The organism is Mucilaginibacter aquatilis (genome assembly GCF_009755275.1).
Taxonomy (GTDB): Bacteria; Bacteroidota; Bacteroidia; order Sphingobacteriales; family Sphingobacteriaceae; genus Mucilaginibacter; species Mucilaginibacter aquatilis.
Map to the genome: position 1 here is coordinate 284,264 of NZ_WQLA01000008.1, position 14,748 is coordinate 299,011.

General features: G+C 42.5%; 12 protein-coding genes. 8 read left to right on the forward strand and 4 right to left on the reverse strand.

Annotated features, from left to right (window positions below; genetic code table 11):
- The 4 genes from GO816_RS18575 to GO816_RS18590 are packed head-to-tail and all read left to right on the forward strand — an operon-like array spanning window position 1 to window position 4,631.
- Window positions 1-1,245 (forward strand): ribulose-bisphosphate carboxylase large subunit family protein, encoded by a 1,245-nt coding sequence (locus GO816_RS18575; RefSeq protein ID WP_157543456.1) that lies wholly within the window; start codon window positions 1-3, stop codon window positions 1,243-1,245.
- Between the two features lie 7 nt (window positions 1,246-1,252).
- Window positions 1,253-2,650, forward strand: a complete 1,398-nt coding sequence (locus GO816_RS18580; RefSeq protein WP_157543457.1) for a four-carbon acid sugar kinase family protein — start codon at window positions 1,253-1,255, stop codon at window positions 2,648-2,650.
- A gap of 7 nt (window positions 2,651-2,657) precedes the next feature.
- Window positions 2,658-3,311: an aspartate/glutamate racemase family protein gene (locus GO816_RS18585; RefSeq protein WP_157543458.1), complete on the forward strand. Its 654-nt coding sequence runs from the start codon at window positions 2,658-2,660 to the stop codon at window positions 3,309-3,311.
- A 12-nt stretch (window positions 3,312-3,323) separates the two neighbouring features.
- Complete coding sequence (locus GO816_RS18590; RefSeq protein ID WP_157543459.1) at window positions 3,324-4,631, forward strand: bile acid:sodium symporter family protein; 1,308 nt, start codon at window positions 3,324-3,326, stop codon at window positions 4,629-4,631.
- Between the two features lie 120 nt (window positions 4,632-4,751).
- On the opposite strand, the gene GO816_RS18595 is transcribed toward GO816_RS18590, so the two are convergent.
- The 3 genes from GO816_RS18595 to GO816_RS18605 form a co-directional block, all read right to left on the reverse strand.
- Entirely contained in the window at window positions 4,752-5,102 is a 351-nt protein-coding gene (locus GO816_RS18595; protein WP_157543460.1) for a hypothetical protein, read from the reverse strand.
- A 131-nt stretch (window positions 5,103-5,233) separates the two neighbouring features.
- Complete coding sequence (locus tag GO816_RS18600) at window positions 5,234-9,214, reverse strand: hybrid sensor histidine kinase/response regulator transcription factor (protein ID WP_198171580.1); 3,981 nt, start codon at window positions 9,212-9,214, stop codon at window positions 5,234-5,236.
- A gap of 325 nt (window positions 9,215-9,539) precedes the next feature.
- The gene (locus GO816_RS18605; RefSeq protein WP_157543462.1) at window positions 9,540-11,087 is read right to left on the reverse strand and encodes a PAS domain-containing sensor histidine kinase; all 1,548 of its coding nucleotides are present in this window, start codon (window positions 11,085-11,087) and stop codon (window positions 9,540-9,542) included.
- Window positions 11,088-11,514: 427 nt separating this feature from the next.
- Here GO816_RS18605 and GO816_RS18610 point away from each other — a divergent pair, with 427 nt between their 5' ends.
- The 4 genes from GO816_RS18610 to GO816_RS18625 all read left to right on the forward strand — a co-directional run bounded on the left by GO816_RS18610 (window position 11,515) and on the right by GO816_RS18625 (window position 14,142).
- Complete coding sequence (locus GO816_RS18610; protein ID WP_157543463.1) at window positions 11,515-12,312, forward strand: sensor histidine kinase; 798 nt, start codon at window positions 11,515-11,517, stop codon at window positions 12,310-12,312.
- A 6-nt stretch (window positions 12,313-12,318) separates the two neighbouring features.
- On the forward strand, window positions 12,319-12,987 hold the full coding sequence (locus GO816_RS18615; RefSeq protein ID WP_157543464.1) for a response regulator transcription factor: 669 nt from the start codon (window positions 12,319-12,321) through the stop codon (window positions 12,985-12,987).
- A 94-nt stretch (window positions 12,988-13,081) separates the two neighbouring features.
- On the forward strand, window positions 13,082-13,324 hold the full coding sequence (locus GO816_RS18620) for a hypothetical protein (RefSeq protein ID WP_157543465.1): 243 nt from the start codon (window positions 13,082-13,084) through the stop codon (window positions 13,322-13,324).
- Window positions 13,325-13,380: 56 nt separating this feature from the next.
- Window positions 13,381-14,142, forward strand: a complete 762-nt coding sequence (locus GO816_RS18625) for a DUF72 domain-containing protein (RefSeq protein ID WP_157543466.1) — start codon at window positions 13,381-13,383, stop codon at window positions 14,140-14,142.
- Between the two features lie 89 nt (window positions 14,143-14,231).
- On the opposite strand, the gene GO816_RS18630 is transcribed toward GO816_RS18625, so the two are convergent.
- On the reverse strand, window positions 14,232-14,748 hold a 517-nt coding region (locus tag GO816_RS18630), incomplete at its 5' end, for a DUF4932 domain-containing protein (protein ID WP_157543467.1).

The window sequence follows — 14,748 nt, forward strand, 5'->3', positions numbered from 1 at the left end:
ATGGAAAGAGTTACCGGCAAATATTATATAGAAACCCCTTACAAGTTAGAAAAAGCCGCGCAGGTTTTAGCAGGCGAACAATCAAGCGGGACGTTCGTGGCCGTTCCGGGCGAAACAGAGGAACTAAAAGCGCGTTTCGCGGCAAGAGTGGAGAAGATAACACACCTTGAAACCGTAAAAGAGCCTGCAATTCCGGGCGCTACCTCAAAAACGGGCGAATATCATCGCGCCAGCATAGAGGTTTCATGGTCGGTTGAGAACTTTGGCTACAACCTGCCGGTGCTGGTTTCTACCTTACAGGGTAATTTATACGAAATAACTCAGTTTACCGGCTTAAAGCTGATGGACATTGAACTGCCGGCATCATACAGCGAGCATTTCAAAGGCCCGCAATTTGGTATTGAAGGTTGCCGTCAATTAACCAGCGTGCAAGATCGTCCGCTGATTGGTACCATCATTAAGCCTAGCATAGGCATGACGCCTGAGCAAACGGCCGAATTAGTTAAAACTTTAGCCGAAGCAGGTATCGACTTTATAAAAGATGATGAGCTGCTTTCTGCATCGGCCAACTCATCATTTGAAGACCGGGTTGATGCTATTATGCGTGTAATTAATGCTCATGCCGATAAAACCGGCAAAAAGGTCATGTACGCGTTTAACTTAAGCGACGAGGTTGACAGCATGCTTCGCCGGTACGAGTATATTTTAAACGCAGGGGGCACTTGTGCCATGGTGAGCTTAAACAGCGTAGGCTTATCGGGCGTAAAAAAGATATGCGATCAGCGCGAGTTGGCCATTCATGGACACCGCAATGGCTGGGGTATGCTTAACCGTCACCCCTTGCTGGGTATCGAGTTCCCGGCGTACCAAAAGCTTTGGCGTTTGGCCGGGGTTGACCAGATACACGTAAACGGCATCCAAAACAAATTTTGGGAGTCGGATGATTCGGTTGTACGCTCGATAGAGGCTTGCTTAACACCATTGGATAATGGCACTACTGTATTACCAGTTGTATCATCGGGCCAGTGGGGCGGTCAGGCGTTCGAAACCTATCGTCGGACCCAAACCACCGATTTGCTTTACATGGCAGGCGGCGGCATTATGGCTCACCCTGACGGGCCAACCGGTGGCGTGGTAGCCCTGCAACAAGCTTGGAAAGGCGCTGTTGACGGACTAACCCTCGAACAAGCAGCATCAACCTACCCTGAGTTTAATAACTCAGTTAAAAAATTCGGCGGTAAGTAGTTAAAGCATGGCGGCAAACAATCATCTTTTATTGGCCTACTACGGCGACGATTTCACCGGATCGACAGATGCGCTGGAATTTTTGAGCCGTGCGGGCATCAAAACCGTTTTGTTTATGGAGCCGCCAACAACCGCACAATTATCTCGCTATAGCGGCTTACAAGCCATTGGTGTAGCCGGACTAACCCGCTCTATGCCACCTAATGATATGGAGGCTGTATTAAAGCCTGCCTTTAATGCGTTAAAAGCATTAGGCGCTCCGCATGTTCATTATAAGGTTTGCTCCACGTTCGATTCTTCGCCCACCATTGGCAGCATTGGCCGGGCAATAGATGTTGGTGCAGAGATATTTAAAGCGCCGTTTGTACCGCTACTGGTAGCGGCCCCGGCTTTAGGAAGGTATTGCTTTTTTGGCAACCTGTTTGCCCGAATGGGTATTGGCAGTAAGGGTGAAATTTACCGGTTAGACCGCCACCCTTCAATGAGCCGGCACCCGGTTACGCCGGCTGATGAAAGCGACTTGCGGCTGCATTTATCTAAACAGACTGTTAAAACCATTGGGCTGCTGGACATATTACAAATAAGCAAGCCGTTTGAAGAGGCACAAACAGCCTTATCACAAACTATTAAAAACGGTGCCGATGTTGTTCTTTTTGATGGGCAGGAAGACACACATTTAACCAAGATTGGCCGTCTCATAGATGAATATTCAGATAGTGATAGTCCGCTATTTTCGGTAGGATCATCGGGTATTGAGATGGCTTTAGGCAGTTACTGGCAGTCGATAGGAGAAGTTGGAAAGCCTGCCCTATGGACTGCGGCTGATGAGGTTGAGCAATTACTTATTATCTCGGGTAGTTTGTCGCCGGTAGCATCTAAACAGATAGAAGTAGCGCTAAACAACAATTTTGAAAGTATTGCAATCAATACCTCTGCTTTGGCATCAGGTGCAGATGTGGGTATAGTAATAGTACCAGCTATCCAAAAAGCTATTGAAAGCATTAAACAAGGCAAAAGCGTAATTATACATACCAGTACCGGTAACCACGATGAGCGTGTGCCCAATGCAAAGACTATGTTTGAAAGCCGTGGCTGGGATGCACAAACCATTCGCAAGCAAACGCCTAAAATATTTGGTACGGCACTGGGCCTTGTGGCTGATGCCGTAATTAGCCAAACACATATTAAACGCCTGGTGATTGCCGGTGGCGATACATCCAGCTATGCTGCCCGTGCTTTGGGCATTGAAGCTGTGGAAATGATAGCTCCTTTATGGCCCGGCGCACCATTATGTAAAGCCTACGCCCCCAATAAACCTGTAGATGGGCTACAGGTGAACATTAAAGGTGGGCAAGTAGGCGACGAAAATTATTATTTAACCGTACTAAAAGGAAAACCATTATAAACCAAAGATGAAGACTTTAGGATTAATTCACACCTCTCACACGCTGATTCCCATGTTTCAGCAACTGGTTAAAGACCATTTGCCGGGCGTAAACATTGTTAATATTGTAGACGATAGCCTGGTAAAAAACATCAGGAGCCGCGGTAGTTTAACTGAATCTATTAGCAAGCGTGTTGCCGATTACGTTGCATCGGCGGAAGACTCAGGAGCTGATTACATCCTGGTTACCTGCTCATCAATTGGTGCGGCGGTTGAAGCTGCTGCCCAAAACGCCGGTGTACCGGTATTACGTGTAGACCAACCCATGGCCGACGAAGCTGTGCAGTCAGGTAAGCGAATTGGCGTAATAGCCACGTTGTCTACCACGTTAGAACCTACCGGTGACCTGGTTAAACGCCGCGCTGCTTTGGCCGGCAAGGAAATAGAACTGGTATCGAAGCTTTGCGACGGTGCTTTTGAAGCGCTCATGAGCGGCGATACCGAAACACACGATAAAATTGTTACTGCTGCCTTGCGCGAACTATCGGCGCAGGTAGATGTAGTTTTGCTGGCACAGGCATCAATGGCGCGTGTGGTTGACGGATTGGATGAAGCCGATAAAACAGTGCCCATTGTGGCAAGCCCGCCAACGGCCATTAAATACATAGCAACCAAACTTTAACAATTTCAACCGATGGAAGCGGTTAGAAAAATATGCCTTGCTGCAGCCGGAATTGCTGCACTGGCATTGTTGTACGGTTTTTTTGCGTCAGCAACTCACATTTGCCAGCCTGCGGCTGTATGCCTCTGCTTGTTTGGAGCCATTGGCATAGGTGCAGTTCCTGCTGTAGCAAATTATCAATACACGGCCTGGATTATCACTGCTGTGGTTGCGGCTATGGTTTACCCCGAAGCTTTTTTGAAGTGGGGCAGTTTCGACTTGCGCAATAAGTGGCTCATTTTGGCTGTGGTACAAATGGTAATGTTTGGCATGGGCATACAAATGAGCCTGCGCGATTTTACCGGCCTTGGCAGTACAGGCAAAGGTGTGCTTATTGGTTTAGCTTGCCACTTCACCGTAATGCCTTTAATGGGTTTGCTGCTTACCAAAGTATTTAACTTTGACCCCGAAATTGCAGCGGGTATCATCCTCATAGGATCCTGTTCAAGCGGGTTGGCATCAAATGTTATGGTTTACCTGGCACGTGCCAACCTTGTATTATCGGTAACGGTTACAGCCATGGCAACTTTGGCAGCTCCCTTTTTAACTCCTGTACTGATGAAGTTGCTGGCGGGCACACTTATCCAAATCAAGTTCATTAATATGATGATGGAAATCATCAAAATTGTGCTGGTACCTATAGGCGCGGCCTTGTTACATGATTACTTAAAGCGGGCACCGGCACCACAGCGTCGTAACGTTTACATAATTGCATTGCTATGTGCTTGTTACCTCGCTGCCCTCCCCTTTGGGTTATACCATATATATGAGAGCAATTTTAACAAAGCGGCTCTACTCTCTTTAGAAGTTTTTGGTTTTATGATTGGCGCCTTTTTGGTCGGAGCTGTGTATCACCAGCTTTATAGATCATTGCCTAAGGTTGACAAGTTTATACCTTATCTTTCCATGTTTGGCATTGTTTACTTTACGGCCGTAACAACAGCTGCAGGACGCGAAAATTTGTTAAACGTAGGCTTATTGCTTTTTATGGCATCGGTGATACACAACGGTGCAGGCTACTTTTTTGGCTACTGGCTAAGCCGCCTCTTTGGTTTGGATAAAAACTCATCGCGTACCGTAGCCTTTGAAGTTGGTTTACAAAATGGTGGTATGGCCTCAGGTTTAGCGGGCACTATGGGTAAACTGGCTACAGTTGGCTTAGCATCTGCGGTATTTAGTCCGTGGATGAATATCTCCGGTTCTATACTGGCTAATTACTGGCGTAAACGCCCGGCTGATGATTCAACAATTGAACCACCTGTTGTAGCTGACAAAATTTGACTTACAATAAAAAGGGCAAGCCGTTAAGCTTGCCCTTTTACATTTAACTGCTTTTCCCCTGCATAAACTATTTGAGCCATTTGCAATACAGTAAAACGTGATTGGAGTGGCGATTGAGGTTTAGGTGTATTCCTTTTTTGCAACCGGCTTAGCTAAATAATTTTGCATACGCTTGTTATCAAACTTAAACTCGCGGCTGTGATTACTTTGTTTATTGTGTATTCGTGTTAATGCTTGCTCTTCAATATCAACATGCATGTTTTTTTTGTAAGGCTTTTTACCTGATTGTAAAAACCCTAACACAATCAATCCTAACAGTGCAGTTACAGGCACAATCAATAGTAGTGAACTTGGCCCAAAGCCCTCCTCACTTACTAAAGCAGGCGCAAAAGTATCAGCATAAACGGGCGCTGTGATAAATAAACCCGTAAGCAATATGATGATAAGGTTTAGTATAAACTTAACAGACATTGTAAATAAGGTTTAGGTTGAAATATCTTTGTCTCAGATGTAATTTTCGGCACCTCAAAACAACAGTGCAAAAGTGCATTATGTACTGCCTTTACCCTATCAATACTGTTTCAATTGCTATAAAAATCGTTTCAATTTGCGGTTAAAGACTGTTTTACAAACTCGCCGGGTGTAAGGCCGTAAACATCACGAAAGCATTTTGAAAAATAAGCGGCGCTGGAAAATCCACAACGGTAAGCAGCATCAGAACTGCTATAGCCTTGTTGCAAAAGCACGGATGCACACTTTAAACGGTAGTTGCGTATAAGTTCGGTAGTTGACATACCTGCTATGGCTTTAACCTTTCGGTGCAGACTTGTACGGCTCATATTGGTGAGTGTCAAAAGTTGGTCAACGCCAAAGCCTGCATCGCCCAAATTGCTGTCAATAAAGCTATATAAGCTCTTAATAAACTCATCGTTTACCACATTTACCTGAGGAGCACTCTCCTTTTTTGCGGGCAGGCTAAGCTCTCTCTTTATAAAATCTTTGAAGCTTTGCTGCCTTTTAAGTATGTTTTGGATGCGAAGTAAAAGTTCGGCTACTTCGAACGGCTTGGTGAGGTAATCATCGGCTCCAATTTCCAATCCTTCTATTTTATTTTCAGAGCCGGAACGGGCTGTAAGTAGTAAAACCGGTATATGACTTGTGCGCAAATCTTCTTTTATTATTTTACACAGCGCCAAACCATCCATCACAGGCATCAGTGCATCACTTAAAACTAAATCAGGCATTAGCTCCAATGCCATATTACTTGCCTCCAAACCATTCCAGGAATGCTCTACATGGTAATGATTGCACAGGCTATTGATAATGAATGCAGCTAAGTCAGGATTATCTTCAACCAGTAAGATTACCGCTGATGTTGTACTCGGATTGATCTCATTGTTCAACGATGTAGCATTGTGGTCTATGCCTTCCTGCACCGCAGTTGTTTGTATATCGGGCTTTTTATAAGGAAGAAAGACGGTGAACTCAGTGCCTGAAACAGCTCCTTCATCGGCATAAACACTTCTAACACCAATGTTACCGCCCTGCAGTTCCACTATCTCCTTAACCATTGACAAACCTATACCTGTACCTGCAAGCCCCGCGTCACTTTCGTGATAAAGTGGATTGTTACTAACCTGATAAAAGCGGTCAAAGATGTGAGGCAAATCCTTAACAGGAATACCCGGGCCTGTATCTTTAACCGTAAGCTGTACGCCCTTATCTACAGCAATCAGGATTATCTTAATTTCACCATTTTCGGTTGTATACTTAACAGCATTGCCTAACAAATTAAAAACAATATGCCCAAGCAAATCTGACGCGAAGAGATAATTGCTACCACTAGTACCATCCTCAAAGCTTAAGGTAATTTTCTTCGCATTTACTTCCTGCGCGAACGACGACACCATAGCATTGATTGCTACAGCCGGACTTCCTACACCTTCACAAGGAGTAAGCGCGTTGGCTTCAAGCTTAGCCATATCCATTAGCTGGTTAATCAACTGCAACAAATGCCGGGCATTACGTTCAATAGTTCCAGCAAGCAAGCTGTGCTGACCTGAAACAGATTGTTCACGCTTTAACTGTTCAGCGGGACCTAAAATAAGCGTAAGCGGCGTACGAAACTCGTGCGTTATATTAGCGAAAAGCCTTGTTTTAAGCTCATCAACTTCTCTAAGCTGCTTCGATTCATTTTGCTTTAGCTCAAGCTCCCTGTTAACTATCTCTTTGTTTATCCGATATTTAGTGTACAGCCAAATTAAACAAGCTAATATAAGGCCATACAATATGTAAGCCGGCCAACTAAGCCACCAAGGTGAATTGATGGTTATGCGTACGTACCTTATATAATTGCTCCACTGGCCTGATGTATTGCTGGCGTTAACCTTAAAAAGATAAATACCGGGAGGAATTTTAGTGTAACTAGCTGATTGTAAATTATCAGCTTCAATCCAATCATCATCATAACCAACCATCCTGAATCGGTAATGCAAATCATTAGGTTGATTAAACTGCAAACCGGCAAAATGAAAGGTGAGCGTATTTTGATCATGAGGCAGTTGGAGTTCCTGCACATCATGCATAGTGGTAAATGTGTTATTGTTTGAAATATGATCGGTGTAGGCGTTGTTTATTTCCAAACCGGTTAAAGCAACGCGTGGTTTGAAATTATCATTGCGGATGTTAACCGGATCAAATGCTGTCCAGCCGTCTGGCCCTCCAAACGCTAAACGGCCATCGGGCAAACTAAGGTGATGAAAACGGTTAAATTCATCGCCGGGCAAGCCGTGTGTTGTTTGAAAAATGCGCACATTTTTATTTTGAGTGTTAAACCTGCACAACCCCTTATTAGTGCTGAGCCATAAATAGCCGCCTTTGTCTGCTTGTAGCGAATAAATGGTATTGTCAGGTAAGCCTTGTTTTAATGAAAACACCTCACAGGTAAGGGTTTTCTTATTGAAGCAAATCAAGCCCTCGTACCCCCCAATCCAAAGAATGTCTTTTTGTTTAGGATCTGGTAGAATCCCTAACAGTTTATCAGTTGGAAGCGATCCTTTGACCGACTTATATTTCAACTGCTTCAGCGATTTAGACTTAATATCGAGCACTAATAAACCGTCTCCATCTGTAGTAATCCATAGCCGTTCACCATCATTCAATATATCTCTCGGAATTACAGTTTCGCTTAATTTGTTGCTTATAAACTTTGCATCAATAAAGCTTATCCATTTTTTATTTTTGCTATCCCACTCAAGTATTTGGCCGTTATAGGCAATAACCATTGGCTGGCCATCGGCGGTGATAGTTATGCCCTGAACACCTATTCCCCCGTCCTTAATACCTTTGGTTATAGGGACTTCTGGCATTTGACTTACCTCTTTTGATTTGCTATTATAAAGGCAAACTTTGTTGTTTAATGCCATCCATAAATTATGATCGTTGTCATAAACCGACCTAAAATGATAGCTTGACGCAGCTTTAGGGCCGTCAGCGGTAGCCCAATTGAATGTAGCGTCGGCATTTATAGCAAGTAATTGCTCAAGCACATCATGATGGAAGCTTAATTTGTAGTTATGTGACGTAAACCGGGGGGTATTTAAAGAAACTTGTTGAATGCCTGCCGTGTTGGTGCCTACCCATAACAGTCCCGAACGGTCGACCATGAATGAGCAGGCATCAAATTGTACTCCGCTTCCTGTTTTAAACAAGGGCTTGACCCCTAACTTGTCGGTGTATTCAAAAATTTCTCCACCATTTTCAAAATACTCTTTACCGTCATTACCGCTTCTTATCCAGCGCACGCCATGCACATTTGCTTTGGGCATAGGTGTGGTTTTGAAAGAGTGCTTAGTAGTGCTAAAAAAATAAAGACACCGGCAATCGCCCCACATCAAATCACCATTTGATCGCTGGTGCAAATCAATTATCTCTTTATCCGACTCAAAGTAGTTATTAAAATCAGGCGTTAACGAGCATTTGTAATTTTCAAATCTTCCGGCACTGGCATTGAATTTACTTAAGCCATACTGTGTAAGCACCCAAACATTTTGCTGTTTATCTAACGTTAGGGCGTGTATGGTGTCAGATGGCAATCCCTTATTTGCCGATGAATATAGTTTTACCTGCCCGTTGTTTGTGGCACAAACTAAGCCCCTGTTACGCTGAACGGCCCACAGTTGTTCTTTACCATCAACAAGCCAGCCACGCCTCACAAAGCGTAAACCTTTGCTTTTTAAATTTTTAGCAGCAGGATAATGTTTGATTACTTCTGTGTTGGTATTGAGTTTGTCTATTTCTCCTGATTCATGTTCAATCAAGAGGGTATTCTTTCCGGTAAAAGTGGTTGATATAATGAGGTTGGAGGCTATGGTTGCCGGATTATAATTATCGTGCTGGAAAACCTTGAATTTGGTACCATCATAACGGGCTAATCCGTTACGTGTGGCTACCCAAACAAAATCATTGCGATCTTGATGTAATCCCGAGACTACCGACTGAGGTAAGCCGTCTTTAGTGGTGATAACTCTTATGGCCTGGGCACAGCACCAGTAAAATGGAAGGAAAGAAAATGCTAGAACCAACAGAACCGTGCGTAACGAAGACGAGTGATATAAACGGGTTACACAACCAAACATAACTGATTTTGCAGGGGACAAATACAGTTACCAAAAATACGATAATATATGAAAATATTGAGCTAATGCATGTGCTAAATGGATTTATTAAAACCCCCAAACCTTGCGTTTGGAGGTTTTCCCTTACCTAAAATAAAACTATATACTAACAAAAACTAAGAATCAAATTGAGTTAAATGAACAGTTGAGCTGGTGCAAATTATGAAAGTATCAGGTTGAATTTGCGAGTATTAATACCTGAATTTTATAACGGGTATTTACCACCAAAACGCTATTTTTTGTTAAGCGGAAACTGAATGATAAACTCTGTTCCCTGTTCTGGCTCACTTTGTACCAGTATGGTTCCGCCCAGGCGTTCAACCTGTATCTTTACCATAAATAAACCCATTCCTTTACCTTCAACGCTACGGTCAAAACGCTTGTAAAGGCCAAACAAATTATTGCCGTGGCGCGAAAGATCTATCCCTTTGCCATTGTCTTTAAAAGAGATTTTAATTTTATCGCCATCGCGCTCACCTGTAATAATGATAAGCGGCGCCACGTCAGCCCGGCGGTACTTAATGCTATTGGTTATTAAATTTTGGAATATGCTGTAGATGTAGCTCTTTAAACTATTGATTTGACTTATATCATTAAAGTCAGCTATCAAAATGGCGTTATTTTTCTCAATCAGATGATGTATGCTCATCCTTATCTCTTCAATAAGTATAGGGAAATCAATAGTCTCTATCTTATCATTGGCAGCGCTACCGGCTTGTAAAATGTGGTTTAAATCTAAAATAACCTTATCCAGGTTATTGATAGAATATGAAAGAGCCTGCAACACTTCCTGACTTTCCGGATCGTCATCAACCGTAGCATTGAGTAGTGTAGATAATCCGGTGATATTAGCTACCGGTGCCCTGAGATTGTGTGAAACAATATATGTGAACTGCTCCAAATCCTTATTGCGCTGCACCAAATCCGTTATCATTTTATCGCGTTCCGTTTCACCACTTTTGCGTTCGGTTACATTTCTAAAATTACACACTATCGCCTTCACGTTTTTGTCGTCAAGCATGTTTGTAAAAACGCTTTCTATCCATATATAGTTACCGTTTTTATGCCTTATACGGTAAGTCAAAATTTCAGGCACTCCGGGTTTGGCCAGTATCTCATTAAAGAGCTGCTTAAGCGAGTCAGCATCATCAGGATGAGTAATTTCAACCATTTTAAGAGTCACCAAATCACCTGCACGCCAACCGCTTATACGTTCGGCCGACATACTTTGATAAAATATTACCAGGCTACGATCTAATAATGCAATGCCATCATAACTATTTTCAATCAGTTTTCTGAAGCGTAACTCGGTAGTGAGAATTTTGCGAGTATTTTCGGCAACCCTTCGTTCAAGCTCGGCGTTGGCATGGGCCTTTTGATCATCTAGCAGCTTTCGCTCGGTCATATCCCGGGTTACTTTGGCAAAACCAATCAAATGACCGTTATCATTATAAAGTGTTGTAAATACCACGTGCGCCCAAAAGCTACTACCGTCTTTACGTACCCTCCAACCTTCGGTTTCATACATGCCATTTTTTAACGCCTGGTTAAGGTTGTTGCGAAGCTGTTTGCGGTTTATGTCATTAGGCTGGTAAAATACTGAAATATGCTGTCCAATTATTTCACTTTCGGCGTAACCTTGTATGTGTTCTGCACCCAAATTCCAGCTTAAAATATAGCCGTTAATATCAATCCAAATAATGGCAGCGTCTTTAACACTGGCCACTAACAGGCTAAATAATTTACCATCTACATTTTGATTAGGCGTAGGTAAGGTCATAATCACAATATCGTTCTGTATAGGTTCCTTACTGGTTACTACAATAAATATAACTCATTAACAGTTTGTTATGTTTTCGTTATAGTTTACCTTAAAGATTATTGTATTGGTTTAATCAGGCCGTTATGGATTAACCATATTAACCATTATTCAAAAATAATAAGTGCAATCGTAGTTTTTTATACGTATAAATACGTGATTTTTTATTCAGGGGAAAATACCATCAGCACAAGTCACAAGTTCTTGCCGGTAGCTTATTTCGTTAAACTATAGCTTTTTACACTTATTTAAGCGGTTTTTCAGCTTTTATAAATATTTTTAGCCAATAAATTCAGCTACAATAACGGCACAGCCTTAATGCTTATACCAACACAATTATCTAAATATTCTTTCTGGCTGCTTGCTGTAACCCTTAACTTTCTGATTGATGCAGGTAACAGGGGATAACATTGCTGTTTTACTAGGTATTGGTACGCTGGGGATGCTGGCTTTGGCATTATCAATCATTTACATGCATGTACGCAACCAGAACCGCTTGCTTAAGCAAAGAGAACTTGCGCAGGAAGCTGAGCTAAAGCATCAGCGTGTATTGCTTAACGCCGTAATTACCTCACAGGAAGCGGAAAGGAAACGCATAGGTCAGGATTTACATGACGATATTGGAGCGGCCTTATCGGGCTTGCGCCTGATGATTGATGTTTTTGAACCAGCGGGCGATGCACAAAGCAATTTTAAGCTGTTTAAAAGCAACACTAAGGAGACCATTGATACAATTGTTGCCGAGTTACGCCATATTGCACATCATCTTTCACCATCGTTGCTTACGTTGCATGGTTTAAATGCGGCATTAAATAAACAACTTGAATTTATAAACCGCACTAACTACCTGCAAGGTAGCATTGACAATCAGGCACCTGAAATTATAAGCGGCCTGGAAACCGAAGCTGCAACTGCCATATACCGTGTGCTGGAAGAGTTATTAAACAACACTATAAAACATGCTAAGGCAAGCGTGATAGAAATTACTTTTGCCTGCCCCAATCCTCATACATTGCTAATACAGTATACCGATAATGGTATAGGCTTACCTGCAAGTTTTACGGGGAATGGCATGGGCATGCAAAACATTGAAAGCCGTTTAAGTATTATTGATGCAACTTACGAGGTTTTCAATACTCATGGCAAAGGATTTAGGATTGATATTACATATCCTTTAAATAATTAATTACTGATGAATAAAGTAAGAGTAGCAATTGCGGATGATCATAAAATATTTGGACAAAGCCTTGGCATGCTTATACAGTCAGTTGATGAATTTGAGTTGTTGTTTGTTGCCGAAAACGGACTCGATTTTTTAGAAAAGCTCAAAGCTGCACCTCATTTACCTGACGTTGCCCTGTTAGATATCGACATGCCGTTTATGAATGGCATTGAACTTAACCGCCAGCTGCATAAAAGCAAACCGGAGCTTAAAATCATTATGCTATCGGTTCATTTGGAAGAGGAGCTGATTACTCAGGTAATTGACGACGGAGCCGCCTCTTACTTAGCAAAAAACTGCGATAAAGAAGATTTGATTAAGGCAGTTAGAATGGTTTACAGCGAAGGCTTTTACATTAATCAACTAACCCTGCGCGCGCTTACTGCTGCCGCCAAGGCACGTAATAAATCATCTAAAAAGCTAAAGCCTGTACATGAAACCCTCACCGAACGTGAGCGTGCCGTTTTGGATTTAATATGTAAGGAGTTCAATAATGCCGAAATTGCACAGATACTGTTTATAAGCGTGCGAACGGTAGAAGGGCATCGTAATAACTTGTTAACTAAAACAAGCAGCCGCAATACAGCTGGTTTGGTTCTTTTTGCTATCAGGCATCAGCTTTTCGAGGTTCCGTTGTAACAGGTAGTATTACGTGATTTTTAAGTTGCGTATTTACACTGATAATTGCGCCTTGACTTGAAAGTATATTTGCAATACCAACTTTATTGCATTTATGACCATTGATTTGTGTGCCGGGCAAGAGACACCCGAAACTACTGAAGTATACCTCCCTGAAGTATCACTGGCTAGCCTTGCCTTGACATTTACTGAATACAGTGCAAAACTGAACCTGGGTAGCAAGTTTGACAGTGAACTAGGCTTATTACTTAATGAAACCAAAGCCAGCACACGTACAATTGAAGGCCGGATGCCAGGCGGAATGACAATTGTAGATTATATTGAAATGCTTTATTAAGCTCTTAAATATTGCCAGTTGTTAACACACTTGTTTTGTCCGGGTGTTTAACTGATATGACAGGGATAGATTTTGACTTTAGCAGCGCTTATTTTTCGGGCACCAGCAACGTTGTTTTACCGGTTGCCAATAAGCAGCACTTTCCTGAAGATTTTAAACAAAAAAGCCGTTTAACCTATTACGCTTCATTGTTTAACAGTGTTGAAGTTAACAGCACATTTTATAAACTACCACTACCCCAAACAGTTGCGCGGTGGGCTACCGAAACTCCTGAAACGTTCAGATTTACTTTTAAGCTTTGGAAAGACATAACGCATAACAAGTCGTTGGCTTTCTCGCCCGGTGATGTATATAAGTTCATGCATATCATCAATTTTGCAGGAGACCGAAGAGGCTGCGTACTCCTGCAATTACCACCGGCAACAACAGTTAATATATCACAGCTAAGCTTGTTGTTAGCTACCCTTAAACAAGCAGATGTTACTGCTAAATGGAAAATTGCGGTGGAGTTCAGGCACCGTTCATGGTATACCAACGATGTGTTTGATTTACTTGATGATTATGGAGCAGGTTTAGTGATTCATGATTTGCCCGCTTCGGCAGCGCCTCTTCGTGTGGGTGATGCCGACTTTGCTTATCTTCGTTTTCATGGTCCGCAAGGCGGCTACCGTGGCAGTTATACCGACGATTTTCTTCAAGAATATTCTACATATATAAAAGAATGGATAGCTGACGAGAAAACCGTCTACGCTTACTTCAATAACACCATGGGTAGCGCGGTACATAATCTTGGTACCCTTAACAAGTACGTTAACTAATAAACAACACAGGCCGCATCAAATGACGCGGCCTATCCTACTTCACAATCTATTTAATAATCTACTTAGGGGCTCTATTGCTTTGCAGTTTATTCTCTGCTTGCCAGTACCTGTGCAGGAGCGCTTTGAGTTGGTTCAGCTTGCATGCCTGCAAAGATCACACCCTCGGTGTAGGCATGGCCTTTGATGCTCATGGTATTGATGCCTTTTGCTAAGGCTGATACCACTACCTGGTAACCTTGTGCGCTTACTGACTTTTGTGCTGCTGCTAAAGTGAATGCGTTGTTTGCCTTGGCTACCATTTCGCTGTACATACCTTCATGTTGCATGTAAAAGCTGTGGAAAGCAGTCTCTTTGTAAAAGCTCTCTAATAATGAGCCGTAACGTTTAAAGTCTATCTTGTTTAAATCAATGCGGTAGTCTGCTTTCAATCCAAAGCGGCCCTCTTTCATTTGGAAAGCGTATAAACCTTCTACATAACTTTTGGCTAAAGCAGGGTTGCGGCTTAATTGTGCATTCAGTTGTTTAACGCCTTTAGCATTTTTATAAGCGCTGAACTTGTTTACTACCTCAGTGTAGTAAGCTGAGTTATGGTTAATGATGGTT

Coding starts and splice junctions, on each gene's coding strand:
- GO816_RS18580 (WP_157543457.1), top strand. CDS start 1,253: ATGGCGGCAAACAATCATCTTTTATTGGCCTACTACGGCGACGATTTC.
- GO816_RS18595 (WP_157543460.1), bottom strand. CDS start 5,102: ATGTCTGTTAAGTTTATACTAAACCTTATCATCATATTGCTTACGGGT.
- GO816_RS18590 (WP_157543459.1), top strand. CDS start 3,324: ATGGAAGCGGTTAGAAAAATATGCCTTGCTGCAGCCGGAATTGCTGCA.
- GO816_RS18575 (WP_157543456.1), top strand. CDS start 1: ATGGAAAGAGTTACCGGCAAATATTATATAGAAACCCCTTACAAGTTA.
- GO816_RS18605 (WP_157543462.1), bottom strand. CDS start 11,087: ATGACCTTACCTACGCCTAATCAAAATGTAGATGGTAAATTATTTAGC.
- GO816_RS18625 (WP_157543466.1), top strand. CDS start 13,381: ATGACAGGGATAGATTTTGACTTTAGCAGCGCTTATTTTTCGGGCACC.
- GO816_RS18615 (WP_157543464.1), top strand. CDS start 12,319: ATGAATAAAGTAAGAGTAGCAATTGCGGATGATCATAAAATATTTGGA.
- GO816_RS18620 (WP_157543465.1), top strand. CDS start 13,082: ATGACCATTGATTTGTGTGCCGGGCAAGAGACACCCGAAACTACTGAA.
- GO816_RS18610 (WP_157543463.1), top strand. CDS start 11,515: ATGCAGGTAACAGGGGATAACATTGCTGTTTTACTAGGTATTGGTACG.
- GO816_RS18585 (WP_157543458.1), top strand. CDS start 2,658: ATGAAGACTTTAGGATTAATTCACACCTCTCACACGCTGATTCCCATG.